General features: G+C 65.3%; 16 protein-coding genes and 1 tRNA gene. 12 read left to right on the top strand and 5 right to left on the bottom strand.

Going from position 1 to position 16,696, the window contains the following annotated elements; genetic code table 11:
• The first annotated feature begins 72 nt into the window (after positions 1-72).
• The 5 genes from phnY to P0645_RS15705 all read left to right on the top strand — a co-directional run bounded on the left by phnY (position 73) and on the right by P0645_RS15705 (position 7,461).
• On the top strand, positions 73-1,530 hold the full coding sequence (phnY, locus tag P0645_RS15725; RefSeq protein ID WP_284165533.1) for a phosphonoacetaldehyde dehydrogenase: 1,458 nt from the start codon (positions 73-75) through the stop codon (positions 1,528-1,530).
• Between the two features lie 82 nt (positions 1,531-1,612).
• Positions 1,613-2,968 carry a (R)-1-hydroxy-2-aminoethylphosphonate ammonia-lyase gene (gene pbfA, locus P0645_RS15720; protein ID WP_284165532.1) on the top strand — a complete coding sequence of 452 codons (1,356 nt, stop codon included), beginning with the start codon at positions 1,613-1,615 and terminating at the stop codon, positions 2,966-2,968.
• A gap of 285 nt (positions 2,969-3,253) precedes the next feature.
• Entirely contained in the window at positions 3,254-4,276 is a 1,023-nt protein-coding gene (locus tag P0645_RS15715) for a putative 2-aminoethylphosphonate ABC transporter substrate-binding protein (RefSeq protein WP_284165531.1), read from the top strand.
• Positions 4,277-4,331: 55 nt separating this feature from the next.
• A complete protein-coding gene (locus tag P0645_RS15710) occupies positions 4,332-5,450 on the top strand; it encodes a putative 2-aminoethylphosphonate ABC transporter ATP-binding protein (RefSeq protein ID WP_284165530.1) in 1,119 nt (372 codons plus the stop codon).
• A gap of 1 nt (position 5,451) precedes the next feature.
• A complete protein-coding gene (locus P0645_RS15705; protein WP_284165529.1) occupies positions 5,452-7,461 on the top strand; it encodes a putative 2-aminoethylphosphonate ABC transporter permease subunit in 2,010 nt (669 codons plus the stop codon).
• A gap of 4 nt (positions 7,462-7,465) precedes the next feature.
• On the opposite strand, the gene P0645_RS15700 is transcribed toward P0645_RS15705, so the two are convergent.
• From P0645_RS15700 to P0645_RS15685, 4 genes are all read right to left on the bottom strand, one after another.
• Entirely contained in the window at positions 7,466-7,888 is a 423-nt protein-coding gene (locus P0645_RS15700; RefSeq protein ID WP_284165528.1) for a DMT family transporter, read from the bottom strand.
• Between the two features lie 7 nt (positions 7,889-7,895).
• Positions 7,896-8,342 (bottom strand): DMT family transporter, encoded by a 447-nt coding sequence (locus P0645_RS15695; RefSeq protein WP_284165527.1) that lies wholly within the window; start codon positions 8,340-8,342, stop codon positions 7,896-7,898.
• A 118-nt stretch (positions 8,343-8,460) separates the two neighbouring features.
• Positions 8,461-8,537: transfer RNA gene (locus P0645_RS15690), tRNA-Arg, on the bottom strand.
• Positions 8,538-8,611: 74 nt separating this feature from the next.
• Complete coding sequence (locus tag P0645_RS15685) at positions 8,612-8,977, bottom strand: DUF6476 family protein (protein WP_284165526.1); 366 nt, start codon at positions 8,975-8,977, stop codon at positions 8,612-8,614.
• On the opposite strand from P0645_RS15685, the gene P0645_RS15680 reads away from it, so the two are divergent.
• Entirely contained in the window at positions 8,967-10,001 is a 1,035-nt protein-coding gene (locus P0645_RS15680) for an RluA family pseudouridine synthase (RefSeq protein WP_284165525.1), read from the top strand. The genes P0645_RS15685 and P0645_RS15680 overlap by 11 nt on opposite strands.
• Positions 10,002-10,093: 92 nt before the next feature.
• On the top strand, positions 10,094-11,536 hold the full coding sequence (locus P0645_RS15675; RefSeq protein ID WP_284165524.1) for a PhoX family protein: 1,443 nt from the start codon (positions 10,094-10,096) through the stop codon (positions 11,534-11,536).
• 62 nt (positions 11,537-11,598) lie between these two features.
• Here the strand turns inward: P0645_RS15675 and P0645_RS15670 are convergent, their stop codons facing one another.
• Positions 11,599-12,183, bottom strand: a complete 585-nt coding sequence (locus P0645_RS15670; RefSeq protein WP_284165523.1) for a DUF4189 domain-containing protein — start codon at positions 12,181-12,183, stop codon at positions 11,599-11,601.
• 266 nt (positions 12,184-12,449) lie between these two features.
• On the opposite strand from P0645_RS15670, the gene rpoH reads away from it, so the two are divergent.
• The 5 genes from rpoH to P0645_RS15645 all read left to right on the top strand — a co-directional run bounded on the left by rpoH (position 12,450) and on the right by P0645_RS15645 (position 16,620).
• A complete protein-coding gene (rpoH, locus tag P0645_RS15665) occupies positions 12,450-13,346 on the top strand; it encodes an RNA polymerase sigma factor RpoH (RefSeq protein WP_284165522.1) in 897 nt (298 codons plus the stop codon).
• Positions 13,347-13,536: 190 nt separating this feature from the next.
• Complete coding sequence (locus tag P0645_RS15660; protein ID WP_284165521.1) at positions 13,537-14,229, top strand: phosphatidylserine decarboxylase; 693 nt, start codon at positions 13,537-13,539, stop codon at positions 14,227-14,229.
• A 1-nt stretch (position 14,230) separates the two neighbouring features.
• Positions 14,231-14,953, top strand: a complete 723-nt coding sequence (pssA, locus tag P0645_RS15655; protein ID WP_284165520.1) for a CDP-diacylglycerol--serine O-phosphatidyltransferase — start codon at positions 14,231-14,233, stop codon at positions 14,951-14,953.
• Positions 14,954-14,964: 11 nt separating this feature from the next.
• On the top strand, positions 14,965-15,582 hold the full coding sequence (locus P0645_RS15650) for a class I SAM-dependent methyltransferase (protein ID WP_284165519.1): 618 nt from the start codon (positions 14,965-14,967) through the stop codon (positions 15,580-15,582).
• 54 nt (positions 15,583-15,636) lie between these two features.
• Positions 15,637-16,620, top strand: a complete 984-nt coding sequence (locus tag P0645_RS15645; protein ID WP_284165518.1) for a Gfo/Idh/MocA family protein — start codon at positions 15,637-15,639, stop codon at positions 16,618-16,620.
• Positions 16,621-16,696 lie beyond the last annotated feature (76 nt).

The raw sequence follows: 16,696 nt of genomic DNA, 5'->3' as shown, positions 1-16,696 counted from the left end.
CTGCCCTCCGCGCCGGAACTCAGGAACTTCGACGCCTTTCTCTACGCCTGCACGGCGGCGGCGGTCTGAGCCATGCTGAAGCGCAAGCCCCCCATTGAACTGCGGCACGAGGCAATGCGGATCGCCGGGCGCAAGGTCGATACGAAAGACCGGGTGCCGGTTACCTATCCCTTCACCGGCGAGGTCATCGGCTCGGTGCCCGCCGGGCAGGCCGAGCATGCGCGCGAGGCCTTCGCGATTGCCGCCGCGTACAAGCCGACACTCACCCGCTACGAGCGCCAGAAAATCCTCTTGAATGCCGCGAAGATCATCAGCGAGCGCAAGGCAGACCTGGCGCCGATCATCACCGCCGAACTCGGGATTTCGCTGGCCGATGCTTTGTACGAATGCGGGCGGGCCTATGACGTCTATACGCTCGCGGGGCAGATGTGCATCCAGGACGATGGCGAGATCTTTTCCTGCGACCTGACCCCCCACGGCAAGGCGCGCAAGATCTTCACCATCCGCGAACCCTTGCGGTCGATCTCGGCGATCACGCCGTTCAATCATCCTCTGAACATGATCAGCCACAAGATTGCGCCCGCGATCGCCACGAACAATTGCATCGTCTGCAAGCCGACCGAACTGACGCCCCTGACCGCGATCTGGCTGGCGGACGCGCTTTACGAGGCGGGGCTGCCGCCCGAGATGCTGTCGGTGGTGACCGGCTGGCCCGCCGACATTGGCGACGAGATGATCACCAACCCCGATTTCGACCTCATCACCTTCACCGGCGGCGTGCCGGTGGGCAAGATGATCGCGGCGAAGGCGGTCTACAAGCGGCAGGTGCTGGAGCTGGGCGGCAATGACCCTCTGATCATCTGCAATGACCTGTCGGACGCCGACCTTGCCAAGGCCGCCGATCTGGCGGTGGCGGGGGCGACCAAGAATTCGGGCCAGCGCTGTACGGCGGTCAAGCGTATCCTTGTTCAGGAGAGCGTGGCCGACCGGTTCGTGCCGCTGGTTCTGGAACGGGCGAAGCGGCTGAAGTTCGGCGATCCGATGGATCCGGCGACGGAACTGGGCTGCGTCGTCCATGAACGCGCCGCCGAGACGTTCGAGAGCCGGGTCTTCGCGGCCGAGAAGATGGGGGCAAAGGTGCTTTACCATCCCGGCCGCCAAGGGGCGCTTCTGCCGCCGATCGTCGTCGATCACGTGCCGCACGAAAGCGAACTGGTGATGGAAGAGACCTTCGGACCCATCGTGCCCATCGTCCGGGTGCCCGACGATGACGAAGCGACAATGGCGATTTCGAACTCCACCGCCTTCGGCCTGTCGTCCGGCGTCTGCACCAACGATTTCCGCCGGATGCGCGCCTATATCGACGGGCTGGTCGTCGGCACGGTGAACATCTGGGAAGTGCCCGGCTACCGGATCGAGATGTCGCCCTTCGGCGGCATCAAGGACTCTGGCAACGGCTACAAGGAAGGGGTCATCGAGGCGATGAAATCCTACACCAACGTCAAGACTTTCTCGCTCCCGTGGGGTTAGGGACCATCCCTCCCACGAACTGGCGAAGCCTCGGGGCGCCATCGCTTCCCGGGGCTTCGCCTCTTTGCTTCGGAAGACTGCGATGACAGCGATCACCCATACCGAAGGCGAATCGAACACGTCCGAGGCGCGCCGCGCCTGGGCGGCGAAACATCCCGATGCGGCGACGCGCGATCTCTTGCGTCGCGATGGCGAGGCCTTCCTGCACCAGTCTCTGTCCTCGCCCTGCGTTTCGACGATCGCAAAGGCCGAAGGCATCTGGATCGAGGATACCGCCGGGCGCCGCTACATGGATTTTCATGGCAATTCCGTCCATCACATCGGCTACGCGCACCCGCGCGTGGTGGCGGCGATCAAGGCACAGCTGGACGCGTTGAGCTTTTCGCCCCGCCGCTTCACCAACGAGGTTTCGGTCGAACTGGCCGAGCGGCTGGCCGACCTCGCGCCCGGCGATCTGGGCAAGGTTCTGTTCACCACAGGCGGGTCCGACGCCAATGAAGTGGCGCTGAAGATTGCCCGAGCCGCCACGGGCCGTTTCAAGACGCTCAGCTTCTGGGATGCCTTTCACGGTGCGGGCTTCGGGTCGGCGAGCGTCGGCGGCGAGGCGACCTTCCGCAGCCATATTGCCGGGCCCTTGCTGCCCGGTGCCGAACATGTCGCGCCCTTCAATTGCTATCATTGCGCCTATGGCCATCCGGGGCCCGAGGCCTGCGCGCTCGCCTGCGCGAAGATGGTCGATTATGTGCTGGAGCGTGAGGGCGACGTGGCCGCCGTGATCGCCGAGCCGATGCGGGCCGTGCCGACCGTGCCGCCGCCGGGCTATTGGCAGGCGGTGCAGGCGGCCTGCAGGCGCCACGGTACGCTTCTGATCATGGATGAAATCCCCACCGGTCTGGGCAAGACCGGCAGGATGTTCGCGTTCGAGCATGACGGGATCGTCCCCGACATCGTGACGATGGGCAAGGCGCTGGGTGGGGGCATCCTGCCCATCGCCGCCGTCGTGGCGCGGCGTGACCTGGATGTTTGCGGCGATTTCGCCATCGGCCATTATACGCACGAGAAGAACCCGGTGACCGCGCGGGCGGCGCTGGAAACGCTTTCGGTGATCGAGGGCGAGGGTTTGGTCGATCGCGCGGCTGAGCTTGGGCGCCATGCACAGGGCCGGTTGAGCGAGATGGTCGGCGACTGTGCCATCGTGGGCGACATAAGGGGCAGGGGGCTGATGTTCGGGGTCGAGATCGTGTCCGACCGCGCGGCGCGCACGCCCGACCGCGCCCGGGCCGAGCGGATCTATTACCGCTGCCTGGAAGCGGGGCTGAGTTTCAAGATCAGCGCGGGGTCGGTCCTGACGCTCTCGCCGCCTCTCGTCATTGCCCGGCCAGACCTCGACCGGGCGCTTCAGATCGTGGCGGAGGCGATTCGCGCCGAGGCGGCCTGAGGCCGCCGGAAATCTCGTTTCTTTTCAACGTCCGCCGGGTCCGGCGTGGCGCTCTTTCCGCTGGTCGTCGCGCGGCGGAATTCATCGAAATTTCCAACCATAATATAAAATAAATAGATTTTACTTATTCATCCCCCCTTCGCAAGATTGCTTTGGAGGGTGCCGGGAGGGCAGGTGTTACCGCGCTGTCATGAACGGCCGCTACCTGAAGAATGAAATCCGGGGCGTGGTGCCACCGGGTTCGCCCGCAAGCAACGCCTGCCTTGGGCTGACATGGGGAGTAGAATGAAACTGACGAAATCCTTGGCGCTGGGCGCCCTCGCCACCGTTCTGAGCACGACCGCCCTCTGGGCCGAAACCGAACTGACCGTCTATACCGCGATCGAAGCCGAAGACCTGGAACGCTACGCGGCGGCCTTCAATGCCGAACATCCCGATATCAAGATCAACTGGGTACGCGATTCCACCGGTGTCGTGACCGCCAAGCTGCTGGCCGAAAAGAACAATCCGCAGGCCGACGTGGTCTGGGGCCTCGCCGCGACATCGCTGCTGGTTCTCAAGACCGAGGGCATGCTGGAACCCTATGCGCCCGCAGGCCTCGACGCGCTCGACCCGCGCTTCAGGGATGGCGACAATCCGCCCTCGTGGGTCGGCATGGACGCCTGGGTTGCGTCGGTGTGCTACAACACGGTCGAGGGCGAGAAGCTGGGGCTGACCCCGCCCAAAAGCTGGGCCGATCTGACGAAGCCCGAATATGCCGGCCATATCGTCATGCCGAACCCGGCGTCTTCTGGGACCGGTTTCCTTGATGTCTCTTCCTGGCTGCAGATGATGGGTGAGGAGGGCGGCTGGGCCTATATGGACGGGCTTCACCAAAATATCGCGGCCTATACCCATTCCGGCTCCAAGCCCTGCAAGATGGCGGCGGCGGGCGAGACGGTGATGGGCGTGTCCTTCGCCTTCCGCGGCGCCAAGTCGAAGAATGAAGGCGCCCCGATCGACGTGATCGTCCCCGAGGAAGGCATCGGCTGGGACATGGAGGCGATCGCCATCGTCGCGGGCACCGACGCGCCCGACGCGGCCAAGACGCTGGTGGACTGGACGATCTCTCCCGCCGCGATGAAGGAATATAACGTGGGCTACGCGGTGCTGGCGATCCCGGGCATGGCGCAACCGGTCGAGAACTATCCGGCCAACGTGTCGGAAAAGATGATCCAGAACGATTTCGAATGGGCGGCGAACAATCGCGCGGCCATTCTGGAAGAATGGACCAAGCGCTACGACTCGAAATCCGAGCCGAAGAACTGATCCCTCTCCCGGGCGCGCCGGTCCGGCGCGCCCGCCCCTTGCCCGGATGGACATGATGAATGCACTGATCGCAGACGCGCCGCGCGCGGAGGCTGGCGAGCCCTATCTGAAGATCAACGGCTGCTGGAAGGCCTTTGGCGAGTTCGTGGCGCTGAGGGATATCACGCTCGATATCCGCAAGGGCGAGTTCGTCTGCTTCCTCGGTCCCTCGGGCTGCGGCAAGACCACGCTTCTGAGGGCCATCGCCGGGCTCGATCCGCAGACGCGGGGCACGATCCGGCAGGCAGGAAGGGACATATCCGCGCTGCCTGCATCGCAACGCGATTACGGCATCGTCTTTCAGTCCTATGCCTTGTTCCCGAACCTGACGGTCGAGCGCAACATCGCTTTCGGTCTGGAAAACACCGGGCGTCCGAAGGCCGAAATCGCCGCGCGCGTAGCGGAGTTGCTGGCGTTGGTTGGCCTGCCCGAGCAGGGCAGGAAATATCCCGCCCAGCTGTCAGGCGGCCAGCAGCAGCGGATCGCGCTGGCGCGCGCCATAGCGATCAATCCGGGCCTTCTGCTTCTGGACGAACCGCTGTCGGCGCTCGATGCCAAGGTCAGGGTGCATTTGCGCCATGAAATCAAGGAATTGCAGCGCAAACTTGGTGTGACGACGATCATGGTGACCCACGATCAGGAAGAGGCCTTGTCGATGGCCGACCGGATCGTGGTGATGAACCATGGCGTGATCGAACAGGTCGGCACGCCGACCGAGATCTACCGCGATCCGGCGACGCTGTTCGTTGCCGATTTCATCGGTGAAACCAACAAGATAGAGAGCGTCTTTGACGAAGGTGCGGTGCGGGTCGGCCAGGCAACGCTTGCCACCGGCGCGCAGGGTCTTTCCGACGGGGCGCCCGTAACAATGGCGGTGCGGCCGGAAGATATCTTGCCCCATGCGGCCGGGCACGAGGCGCAACCGGCGCCGAACCATCTGAACGTGACGGTGACGTCGATGGAGTTCCTCGGTTCCTATTGGCGCACGCATTTGACGAGCGAGGCCCTGGGGGAGACGCCGCTTGTCGCCAACTTCTCGATGAATGCGGTCCGCAGGCTCGGGATCGAGCCCGGCGCGGCCCTGACGGTGGAACTGCCGGCCGAACGGGTGCTGGCTTTCCCGCGAGGCGCCTGAGATGGCCGGGACCTCGACCCTTCCCGCCGGTCGCTCCGTCAAGCTGAAGCTCGACCGCGACGGGATCGTGAAGCGCTGCTTCATGGCGCTGATCGGGCTTTACCTCTTCGCCGCGCTGGTCCTGCCGCTTTACGCGATGCTGTCGAAAAGCTTCGTGACCTACGGCTTCGACCTTGCGCGCTATGAATTCCAGGTCAGCGACGAAAGCGGCACGGTCTGGGGCGAGCCGGTCAGCGCCGCCAGCCTCAACGAGGTGTTGGGCAAGTTCACCGCCGATGATCTCGCCTCCTCTTCCGACGGGCGGCTTGCCGTCACAGACCTTTTCCCCGACTTCAGCTTCAAGAGCCCGGTGAAATACCGCCTGCGCAGCACGACCGCCGACGCGCCTTATCTCGTCGGCCTTGACCTGCAGCGCACCACCGAGTGGCAGGAGTTCGACAGCAACACCTTCCGGCGCGTGAATCTCAGGCCGGTCACGACAGTCGGGCTGCAGAATTATGTCGATTATTTCTCGAATGCCGCCCTTTTCTCCTCGATCGAAAACTCGCTTTTCATCGCCATCGTCTCGACCGTGCTGACCGTGGGCCTCGCCTTCGGCTTCGCCTATGCGCTCAATCGCAGCTGCATCCCGTTCAAGGGCACGTTCCGGCTGATCGCGATGATGCCGATCCTGGTGCCCTCGCTTCTGCCCGGCATCGCGCTTATCTATCTCTTCGGCAATCAAGGCTTCCTCAAAGGCCTACTGATGGGGCAGTCGATCTACGGGCCTCTGGGGATCGTCATCGGCTCGGTCTTCTTCACTTTTCCGCATGCCTTGATCATCATCTCGACCGCGCTTTCCATCGCCGACCAGCGCCAGTATGAGGCGGCCGAAAGCCTGCGCGCCTCAAGCTGGCGGACCTTCTGGACGGTCACCATCCCCGGCGCGCGCTACGGCCTGATCTCGGCTGCCTTCGTGACCTTCACCCTCGTCATCACCGATTTCGGCCTGCCGAAGGTCATCGGCGGGCAGTACAACGTGCTGGCGATCGACATCTACAAGCAGGTGATCGGCCAGCAGAATTTCGAGATGGGGGCGGTTGTTTCAGTCGTCCTTCTGATCCCCGCCGTCTTTGCCTTCATCATCGACCGGCAGGTGCAGAAGAAACAGGTCTCGCTTCTGTCGGCGCGTTCCGTGCCCTATCAGCCGAAACCCGACCGGCGGTTCGACATGCTGATGCTGCTCTGGTGCCTGGTGGTCGCGATCTTCATCGCCGGGATCATCGCGGTCTGCCAGGTGGCGGCCTTGGTGAAATTCTGGCCCTATGACCTGAGCCTCAGCCTGAAGAACTATGCCTTCAACCGGATGGATGGCGGCGGCTGGGCTGCCTACTGGAACTCGCTGCAACTGGCCGCGATGACGGCGGTGGCGGGCACCGCGATCATCTTCACCGGCGCCTATATGGTCGAAAAGGTCGACGGGTTCCGCGCGGGCCGCGCGCTCTTCCAGTTCTTCGCCATGCTGCCGATGGCCATTCCGGGCATGGTGCTGGGGCTTGCCTATATTTTCTTCTTCAACGATCCGGCCAATCCGCTGAACTTCCTTTATGGCACGATGGCGATCCTGGTGATTTCGACCGTGACCCATTTCTACACGGTCGGGCATCTGACGGCGCTGACCGCGCTCAAGCAGATCGACGCGGAGTTCGAGCCGGTCGCAGCCTCGCTGCGGCAGCCCTTCTGGCGGCTCTTCGCGCGGGTGACGGTGCCCGTGTGCCTGCCCGCGATCCTCGATATCTCGATCTACATGTTCGTGAATGCAATGACGACCGTGTCGGCGGTGGTGTTCCTTTATTCGACCCATACCGCGCTGGCCTCGGTCGCGGTCCTCAACATGGATGATGCGGGCGATATCGCTCCGGCGGCGGCGATGGGGATGATGATCTTCTATACGAATGCAGCAGCACGTATCCTGCATGCCTTTGCCTCGCGGCGTATTCTCGGCCGGACCCAGGCCTGGCGCGCACGCTGACGGCCTACCGGCCGCGGCGCGCCAGCATCATTCCCGCGAGGATCAGCGCGACGCCTGCCGCCTTGGGCAGGAGGTTGTCCGACTGGCCAAGCGCTAGGTCGAGCGCGACGCCCGACACCATCTGTCCGGCGATCACCAGCATCGCGGTCAGCGTGGCGCCGATGCGGGCGACGAGCCAGCTGCCGGAAGCGACGAAGAGGACGCCGAGCGTCCCGCCGAACCAGGCGGTCACCGGCGCGTCGGGCCAGCCGCCGGGCATCAGCCCGCCCCAGAGAAGGGCCACGGCAGAGAGGAAGAGGAACCCGACCAGATGGTTCCAGAACGAGGCGGTCATCGCCGAGGTTGCAAGCGACAGCCGCCCGTTGATCGCCCGGCTGACCGAGACGAGCGCGCCGCCGAGAAAAGCGAAGAGGATCGGTTGCAGCATCAGGGCCTCAGGTAAAGATCACGAGAAGACTGCCCGCGAGAATGAGCGCGAGCGCGGCAAGGTCGGTCCCGCCGATCCGACGCGCGGGCAGGCCGAACCAGCCGAACCGGTCAGAGAGAAGGCTGAACCCCGCCTGTCCGGCCAGCCCGAGCGCCAGCGTGCCCGAGAGCGCGAGGAAACTGTTCACCGTGGTCGAGGTCAGCATCACCGTCACCGCGCCGGACAGACCGCCGAGATAGGCCCAGAGAGGCGCAGGGCGGCGCGTTTCCGATGGTCTCCGCCCCAGACGGAGCAGAAGCAGGAAGACCAGCGCCGCTGCGGTGCCCGTTCCATGCGCCATCCAAGAGGCGAAGAGCGGCGTCCCCTCGCGCGCCCATTGGCCGTTGAACAGCACCATCAGGGTCAGCAGTCCGCCCGAGGCGAAGGCAAGCGGATAGGCGAGGCGGTTGGTCATCGGCGCGTCCCGGATTGGCAGGGATGTCCTATCCTGCCTGTCAGGCATGGACAATGGCGCGACGCCCGTTCCTCAGCGCGCGCCCGAAGCGCCGTTACCATCATTGATGGGAGGGGGATGGCGGACCCGGAGCGATTCGAACGCCCGACCCCCAGATTCGTAGTCTGGTGCTCTATCCAGCTGAGCTACGGGTCCGTTGGGAGCGGCATTTAGCCCCCCCGCCGGGGCAATGCAAGGGCCAAACGTCTGCCAGGTGGCGGGAATTTCGCTCAGCCTTCCGGCGCGATGGAAGGTGTGAGGGAAACCGTCTGGCGCAGGGCGCCGGTGGCGGCATCGAAGATCAGGAAGGCATTGGCGTCGGTCACCACGCCTATCCAGCCGGGACCATAGGTGACGGCCGTTGCGCTTGCGCCTGCGGGCAGGGTGATGTGGTCGGGCAGGGCGGGAAGCGCGCCGGGCGTGGCAGCGCCGGGGAAGCGGGTGACAAAGATCAGGATGATGGTTAGAAGACCGGCGATCATCGTGGCGGTCAGGACCGTCACCAGGCGTTTGAGGAATCTCAGTTCCGGCGGCAGGGTCTCGATCCCGGTTGCAGGCTGGTCCTCGGGCAGGGAAGCAGGCTTCATGTCGGACATAAGAACCCCCGTTCTCAGCGTGGTGATCGGGCCGAACCCGCCGGACCGGCTTGATAAGGCCTTGGCGCGCGATGTGCCAGAGGAAGCGTCGCTCTCGCGCTCGCGGCTGGCGAAGCTTCTGGCCGAAGGTGCCATCCGCAAGGCGGGCACGGTGGTGACGGACGCCAAGGCGAAGGTCGCCGAAGGTGACATGTTCGAAATCGAGGTGGGCCCACCGGAGGAGGTCGAGACCCGCGCCGAGGAGATCGCGCTCTCGGTCGTGTGGGAGGATGACGACCTCATCGTCATCGACAAGCCCGCGGGCATGGTCGTCCATCCCGCGCCGGGGTCGCAGTCGGGGACTTTGGTCAATGCGCTTTTGCATCATTTCGGCGACAGATTGTCGGGTGTCGGCGGCGAGAAGCGGCCGGGCATCGTGCACCGGATCGACAAGGATACGACCGGGCTTCTGGTGGTGGCGAAGTCCGACCGCGCCCATCACGGGCTGGCCCGCCAGTTCGAGAAACATACCGTCGAGCGGCGCTATCTGGCGCTGGTCCATGGCGTGCCCGACCAGAACGACCCGCGCCTGCATGGGGTGAAGGGCACCAGTTTCGAGGCGGGCGGGATATTGAAGATCACCACCCAGCTTGCCCGCCACAAGACCGATCGGCAAAAGCAGGCGGTGCTGTTTCACGGCGGGCGCCATGCGGTGACGCGGGTGCGGGTGATCGAGGCGTTCGGCACGCCGCCGGTCGCCGCGCTGGTCGAATGCTGGCTCGAGACCGGGCGCACCCACCAGATCCGGGTGCATATGGCCCATGCGGGCCACGGGCTTCTGGGCGATCAGACCTATGGCGGGCGGCGGAAACTGTCGCCCAAGGCGGTGGCCGGGGCGGCGGCGGAACAGGCGGCCGCTTTCCCGCGTCAGGCGCTGCATGCGGCGACGCTTGGCTTTGTGCATCCGGTCACGAAAGAGGACCTGTCGTTTGAAAGCCCGCTGCCCGCCGATTTCGCCGGGTTGCTCGACGCGCTGAGGGGCTGAGCGGGCGATCATCGCAAAAGCATCGCGAGACTGACAGACGCCTGTTACGTTCGCGCGCGATGGCGACAGCGACCTTCAGAAGGAGATAGATGATGTGTCGCTCGATCCCCGCAGCCAGCCTGGTTGGCCTCGCCGCGCTTCTCGCGCCCCTGCCGCTTGCGGCCGAAGATTTCGGCGCGATGGTCGACCGAATGCGCGCCGAACAAAGCGATGCGCTGTACGGCTTTGCCGCGCCGCTTGCCGCTTCGGCGCCGGAAACGGCCGAAAATTTCCGTGCGCCGGACCAGCCCGCCGGGGCGCAGGTGCTGCTGGCCGAGGGGCTGACCGCCACCTACCTGACGCGCGAGATCGCCAACAAGGCCGACATGATGGCGCTTTTTCCGGCCGATAAGCCCACCCATCTGATCGTCTGCATCGAGGGCGACCGCGAAGAGATCGCGGCGGGCAAGCTGAACCCGTCGTTGCAGTCGGTGGCGCTCGATGGCGGGGCGGTGAAGACCCTGGTGCGCGGCATGCAGGGCTGCGACGGCATCCGCGCCACGCCCTGGGGCACGATCCTTGCGACCGAGGAAGAGGATGACGGCGGCGCCTATGAGATCTTCGATCCGCTGGCGCTTGAGAATGCCGTGATCAGTGATCGCGCGACCGGCGAGGTAAGCGATGCGCGCGTGGTGCGGCGGATGGCGCTGCCGACCATGGCCTGGGAAGGGCTGACGATCACGCCCGAAGGCGTGGTGATCGGCGGCGACGAGCTGCGGCCCGGCACGGCGAATGCCGATGCCGATGGCGGCGCGATCTTCAAGTTCGTGCCCGCAAAGGCCGCGACCGGCGGGCCGATCACCGATCCCGAAGCCTCGCCTTTTGCGGCCGGTGCGACCTATGCGATGCAGGTCTCGTGCCGCGATGACAAGATGCAGGCCGGTCAGGGCTGCGAGATCGGCAATGCGTGCTGGATTGCGGTCGATCCGCTGATCGCACGGGCCGATGCCGATGCCAAGGGTGCGACCGGTTACTATCGCCCCGAGGATCTGCATGCCGATCCGGCCTATGCGGGCGCGGGGATCCGCTTCTGCTGGGCCAATACCGGCAACGAGGATGCGGGCAATTTCGCCGAAGTCATCTGCGCGACCGACCTGTCGCCGATGGAGGTGCCGGTTGCTGATGCCGAGGGCAAGATCGCCTTCACGACCGAGGTGAACCGTTTCGTCGAGGGCGACCGCGAGGCCAATTCCTTCGACAATCTCGCCTTCCAGCCCGGGACCGGCCTTCTCTATGTCGTCGAGGATCACCCGAACGGCGATATCTGGGCCTGCCTGCCCGATGGTGCGGACCGCGATATCAAGTCCGACGGCTGCGCGCGCATGCTCTCGGTTGCTGACACGTCGGCGGAACCGACCGGCTTCCTGTTCTCCGACGACGGCAAGATGGCTTGGGTGAACATCCAGCATTCCGATGACGGCCAGATGTCGATGGTTGACGATTATCCGACCGACGATCTGTTGATCATCACGGGATTCAAGCCGACCGGCCAGTGAGCCGCGTGCTCAGACAGAAGCAAGGGCGCCTGCGTGCGCCCTTGTATTGTTGTCGCTTCCGATCAGTAGCTCATCCAGACCGCGGGACTGTCGATCACCTCCTCGGCGGTGCATTTCTTGCCGTTGTAGGCGCGGCAGGCCTTCATCGCCTTCGATTTCGCTTGCCTGCCGTTCTTGCCCCAATCGGCGAAGAGGTTGCCGTCGGACGCGACGACAATGGCGATCGAGCCGTTGGCGACATCGGTGCCGGGGCGGCAATCCTGAAAGCCGAGACGCTTGCATTCGGCAACAGCGGCGTTAACGGCCTCATTGTTGCTGGGATAGTCGAAGGCGTAGGTATAGGTCGGGCGACCGTCCGGCTCTGTGCCCCAGGCGATGGCGGCGAATCGTTCCGACCAATAGCCGCTTGGGCCGGTGTCATAACCGCCGCCGTAGCCGCCGCCACTCGGAGCGCAGATCGGTATTTCCGCGATCCCGCTCGCGCCGCCGCCGGAGGTCCCGATCATCACCTCGCCCGGGCCCGGGCCGCTGGGGCAGGGGTAACCCTGTGCGGCGGCCATCCCGGACATCAGTCCGACGAGGGCAAAAGCGGACAGGACCGCCCGGACGAGGGATGCCCGGTTGAGAAGGGGGAAGAGGTCGTTCATCTGCGCCGCCATTTTCAGGTGTTCTCTGCGGGCGTTCCTAGAACCATCAAAACGGACCGTACAGTCTGGAATTCCCGACGCGCGCCGCTCGCGCTGGCTGAAATGGCCGTGATCTGCGGACATGAACCGCCTTTTGCCGATGCCTGGCCGGTCACCCGGGGGTAAGGTCAATCCAACTGACCGGGAACCGCGCCGCCGGTTGGGGTCTTGTACGGGCAGCCGGGGCGACATAGATTCCCCAGCCCAAACCCGCGAAAGGGTCCTTGATGACGAGCTATACGAACCTTCCCGCCCCGAGCCCCGAACAGGGGATGAACCGCTATCTGCAGGAGATTCGCAAATTTCCGCTCCTGGAGCCGGAAGAGGAATATATGCTCGCCAAGCGCTGGGCCGACCACGAGGACCCGCAGGCGGCCCATCGTCTGGTGACCTCGCATTTGAGACTCGCCGCCAAGATCGCCATGGGCTACCGCGGCTACGGCCTGCCGCAGGCGGAAGTGATTTCCGAGGCGAATGTCGGGCTGATGCAGGCGGTCAAGCGCTTCGATCCCGAACGCGGCTTCCGGCTGGCCACCTATGCGATGTGGTGGATCCGCGCCTCGATCCAGGAATATATCCTCAGGTCGTGGAGCCTCGTGAAGCTTGGCACCACCTCGGCGCAGAAGAAGCTGTTCTTCAACCTCCGCAAGGCCAAGTCGAAGATCGGCGCGCTGGAAGAGGGCGACCTGCGCCCCGAGAATGTCGCGCGGATCGCCCGCGACCTGAACGTGACCGAGGACGAGGTCATCGACATGAACCGGCGGCTGTCGGGCTCGGATGCCTCACTCAATGTCACGGTCGGGGCCGATGGCGAGGGCGGGTCGCAATGGCAGGACTGGCTCGAGGACGAGGGTGCCGATCAGGCCACCGCCTATGCCGAGAGCGAGGAGCTGGATGCGCGCCGCGCGCTTCTCGTGCGGGCGATGGATACGCTGAACGAACGCGAGAAGGACATCCTGATGCAGCGCCGCCTGCAGGACGAGCCGGTGACGCTGGAGGATCTGTCCGCGCAATATGACGTGAGCCGCGAGCGGATCCGCCAGATCGAGGTGCGGGCTTTCGAGAAGCTGCAGGCGCGGATGCGCGATCTGGCGCGCGAGAAGGGCATGCTGACCGCATCCTGAGTACGGCCGCGCGGCCGGGAGCCTCCTCGTGCGCTGACGCTTCTCGTCGGCCAGCGAGGAGCGCCCGCAGGGCGACGACGAGCGGCCGGTTGTTGATTGACCGATCAAATCGTTAAAAATAAAGGAGATTTTTCTTGCGGCTCCGGGCCGGGGGCGATAGGTCAGCGCCACGAGTGACGAGGGAGGGCCGATGAGGCTGATCGACACATTCCTTCCGCCGATGCATCCCGAAGGGCGGAAGTTCGTTGCGGCCTTCGCCGGCGCGGCGCTTGTGCTGGGGCTGATCTGGCATCCGCTCGGGCTGGCGGGCCTCGGCCTGACCATCTGGTGCTATTACTTCTTCCGCGATCCCGTCCGCTCGGTTCCCCTGCGCGACGGGCTGATCGTCAGCCCGGCCGACGGGGTCGTTTCGCTCATCGGCCCCGCCGTGCCGCCCGCCGAACTTGGCATGGGGCCCGAGCCGCTGATCCGCGTTTCGGTCTTCATGTCGGTCTTCAACTGCCATGTGAACCGGGCCGTTGCCGAAGGCACCGTCGGCGCCGTCGCCTACCGGGCGGGCAAGTTCCTCAATGCCTCGCTCGACAAGGCGAGCGAGGACAACGAGCGCAACGCCATCCGCCTCGACCTCGCCGACGGCCGCCAGATCGCCGTCGTGCAGATCGCGGGCCTGGTCGCGCGCCGCATCGTCTGTTTCGTCCAGCCCGGCGCCTTCCTGCGTGCGGGCGAGCGCTTTGGCCTCATCCGCTTCGGCTCGCGCCTCGACGTCTATCTGCCACCGGGCGTCGAGCCCGTTGCGACGCTTGGCCAGACCATGGTCGCAGGCGAGACGGTGATCGCCGATCTCGCGGCGCCCGGCGCCGCGATGATGGCGCGGAGGGATTGAGATGCAGCCGCGGCCGCGCCGCGAAATCCCGCTGATCCATCTTCTGCCGAACGCCATGACGCTTGGCGCGATCTGCGCGGGCGTCAGCGCGATCCGCATGGCCTACAGCAATGATTTCGAGAAATCGGTGGCGCTTCTCATCCTCGCCGCCCTTCTCGACGGGCTCGACGGCCGCATCGCCCGCATCCTGAAGAGCGAAAGCCTGATGGGGGCGGAGCTGGATTCGCTCGCCGACGTGGTGAATTTCGGCGTGGCGCCCGCGGTCGTTCTCTATTTCTGGGCGATGGACGGCGACCAGACACTCGGCTGGATCGCGGCGCTTGTCTATGTCGTCTGCTGCACGCTGCGGCTTGCGCGCTTCAATGTGGGCGCGAAGGAAGGAACGCTCGACAAGCGCTTCTTCACCGGGGTTCCGGCGCCTGCGGGCGCCATGCTGGCGCTCGCGCCGCTCTTTCTTGCGCAGGCCGTCCCGGGCCTGGTCCCCGACCCGACGCCGATCGCGATCTGGATAGCGCTGGTCGGCGGGCTGATGGTCAGCCGGTTGCCGACCCCGTCGCTGAAGATGCGCGTTCCGGCGCGGCATGCGCGGCCCCTGCTTCTGGCGGTTGCCTGCGGTGCCGCGGCGCTCGCCGCCTATCCCTGGGCGACACTTTTCGGCGCCGACATCCTCTATCTTCTGTCGATCCCCGGTGCGCTACTTTGGCAGCGCCGGTCCAGCCACTGAGAGGACGCGAGATGGAACTGGCACAGGTCAGGCGCTCTTACGCCATGTGGGCGCCGGTCTATGACGCGACTTTCGGGTCGCTGACCACGCGCGGCCGACGCATGGCGGTCGCCCATGTGAATGCCCGGGGTGGCTCGGTCCTGGAGGTCGGTGTCGGGACAGGGCTTTCGCTTGCCTCCTACGGCAGGCATCTCGACGTCACGGGCATCGACTACAGCCACGAGATGCTTGCCAAGGCGCGCGAGAAGGTCGCGGCGCAGGGCCTGACGCAGGTCAGCGCGCTGCGGCAGATGGATGCCCGCGCGCTCGATTTGCCGGACGCGCGCTTCGATACGGTCACCGCGCTGCATGTCCTTTCGGTGGTGCCCGAGCCGCAGCGGGTGATGGCCGAGGTGGCGCGGGTGCTGAAACCGGGCGGCGAGGTGGTGATCGTCAACCATTTCGCCCGCGAAAGCGGCCCGATGGCGATGGTCGAGCGTCTGGCGGCGCCTTTGGCCGGCCGGCTGGGCTGGCATCCGGACTTCCGCAGGGAACAGGTCCTGACGGGGCCGGAACTGGTGCCTGTCGTCGAGAAGCGCGTTCCTCCGCTTGGGCTGATGAGCTTCATGGTTCTGCGCAAACGCGCCTGATTGCGCTAACGAGTGCGGCGCGCTAGCCTTCCCTCGGTCACTGGAGGGCGAGACATGAAGCCGGTCAACTGGGGCGTTCTGGGTGCGGCGAAGTTCGCGCGAGATCACATGGCGCGGGCGATCCACGAGGCGGAAGGCGCGCGGCTTCTGGCGCTCGCCACATCCGACGGGGCCAAGGCCGAGGGGTTCCGGGCTTTCTGCCCCGACCTCAGGGTCCATGAAAGTTACGAGGCGCTTCTGGCCGATCGCGAGGTCGAGGCGGTCTATATTCCCTTGCCCAACCATCTGCATGTCGAGTGGTCGCTGAAGGCCGCGCGCGCGGGCAAGCATGTCCTGACCGAAAAGCCGATCGCGATGCGGGCGGGCGAGATCGACGCCCTGATCGCGGCGCGCGATGGCTCGGGCCTTCTGGTGACCGAGGCCTATATGATCGTCCACCACCCGCAATGGCAGCGGGCGCGGATGCTGGTGCAGGATGGCGCGATCGGCCGGGTGCTGCATGCGGATGCGCATTTCAGCTATGACAACCGCGCAGACACCGGCAATATCCGCAACCGGCCGGAAACCGGGGGCGGCTCGGTCCCCGATATCGGCGTCTATGCCTATGGGTCGGTGCGCTGGGTGACGGGAGCGGAGCCGGTGGCGCTGAAATCGCGGATCCTCCGCGAGAATGGCGTGGATGTGACGACCCAGGTCTGGGCCGACATGGAGGGCCCCGCGGGTCGCTTCACCTATGGCGCGCTGACGTCGATGCGGCTGCCGCCCCGGCAGGAAGTGGTGTTTCAGGGCGAGAAGGGCCTGATCCGCATGACGGGTCCGTTCAATGCGGGCCTCTTCGGCGAGGCCCAGCTTCACATGTTCCGGCCTGGAGAGGCAGACCACATCGAGCGTTTCCCGGGTGTCCGCCAGTACCGCAACCAGGTCGAGGCCTTCTGCCGGACGGTGCGCGACGGCGCGCCATACCTGTGGTCTTTGGAAGACGCGAGGGGCACGCAGGCGATGATCGACAGGGTTTTTGCCTCGGCGATCGATCTCTGACGCCGGGTGCCTCCTCGTACACTGCGCGCCTCGTCGGGTTGAGGCGAGGAGAGCGCCTCAGGGCTCGACGAGCGGC

This window comes from Frigidibacter sp. SD6-1, assembly GCF_030143255.1.
Classification (GTDB): domain Bacteria; phylum Pseudomonadota; class Alphaproteobacteria; order Rhodobacterales; family Rhodobacteraceae; genus TMP-24.
The sequence above is the reverse complement of the archived record's forward strand: the minus strand, read 5'-3'. Positions and strand labels throughout refer to the sequence as shown.

Coding starts and splice junctions, on each gene's coding strand:
- phnY (WP_284165533.1), top strand. CDS start 73: ATGCTGAAGCGCAAGCCCCCCATTGAACTGCGGCACGAGGCAATGCGG.
- pbfA (WP_284165532.1), top strand. CDS start 1,613: ATGACAGCGATCACCCATACCGAAGGCGAATCGAACACGTCCGAGGCG.
- P0645_RS15715 (WP_284165531.1), top strand. CDS start 3,254: ATGAAACTGACGAAATCCTTGGCGCTGGGCGCCCTCGCCACCGTTCTG.
- P0645_RS15710 (WP_284165530.1), top strand. CDS start 4,332: ATGAATGCACTGATCGCAGACGCGCCGCGCGCGGAGGCTGGCGAGCCC.
- P0645_RS15705 (WP_284165529.1), top strand. CDS start 5,452: ATGGCCGGGACCTCGACCCTTCCCGCCGGTCGCTCCGTCAAGCTGAAG.
- P0645_RS15700 (WP_284165528.1), bottom strand. CDS start 7,888: ATGCTGCAACCGATCCTCTTCGCTTTTCTCGGCGGCGCGCTCGTCTCG.
- P0645_RS15695 (WP_284165527.1), bottom strand. CDS start 8,342: ATGACCAACCGCCTCGCCTATCCGCTTGCCTTCGCCTCGGGCGGACTG.
- P0645_RS15680 (WP_284165525.1), top strand. CDS start 8,967: ATGTCGGACATAAGAACCCCCGTTCTCAGCGTGGTGATCGGGCCGAAC.
- P0645_RS15685 (WP_284165526.1), bottom strand. CDS start 8,977: ATGTCCGACATGAAGCCTGCTTCCCTGCCCGAGGACCAGCCTGCAACC.
- P0645_RS15675 (WP_284165524.1), top strand. CDS start 10,094: ATGTGTCGCTCGATCCCCGCAGCCAGCCTGGTTGGCCTCGCCGCGCTT.
- P0645_RS15670 (WP_284165523.1), bottom strand. CDS start 12,183: ATGAACGACCTCTTCCCCCTTCTCAACCGGGCATCCCTCGTCCGGGCG.
- rpoH (WP_284165522.1), top strand. CDS start 12,450: ATGACGAGCTATACGAACCTTCCCGCCCCGAGCCCCGAACAGGGGATG.
- P0645_RS15660 (WP_284165521.1), top strand. CDS start 13,537: ATGAGGCTGATCGACACATTCCTTCCGCCGATGCATCCCGAAGGGCGG.
- pssA (WP_284165520.1), top strand. CDS start 14,231: ATGCAGCCGCGGCCGCGCCGCGAAATCCCGCTGATCCATCTTCTGCCG.
- P0645_RS15650 (WP_284165519.1), top strand. CDS start 14,965: ATGGAACTGGCACAGGTCAGGCGCTCTTACGCCATGTGGGCGCCGGTC.
- P0645_RS15645 (WP_284165518.1), top strand. CDS start 15,637: ATGAAGCCGGTCAACTGGGGCGTTCTGGGTGCGGCGAAGTTCGCGCGA.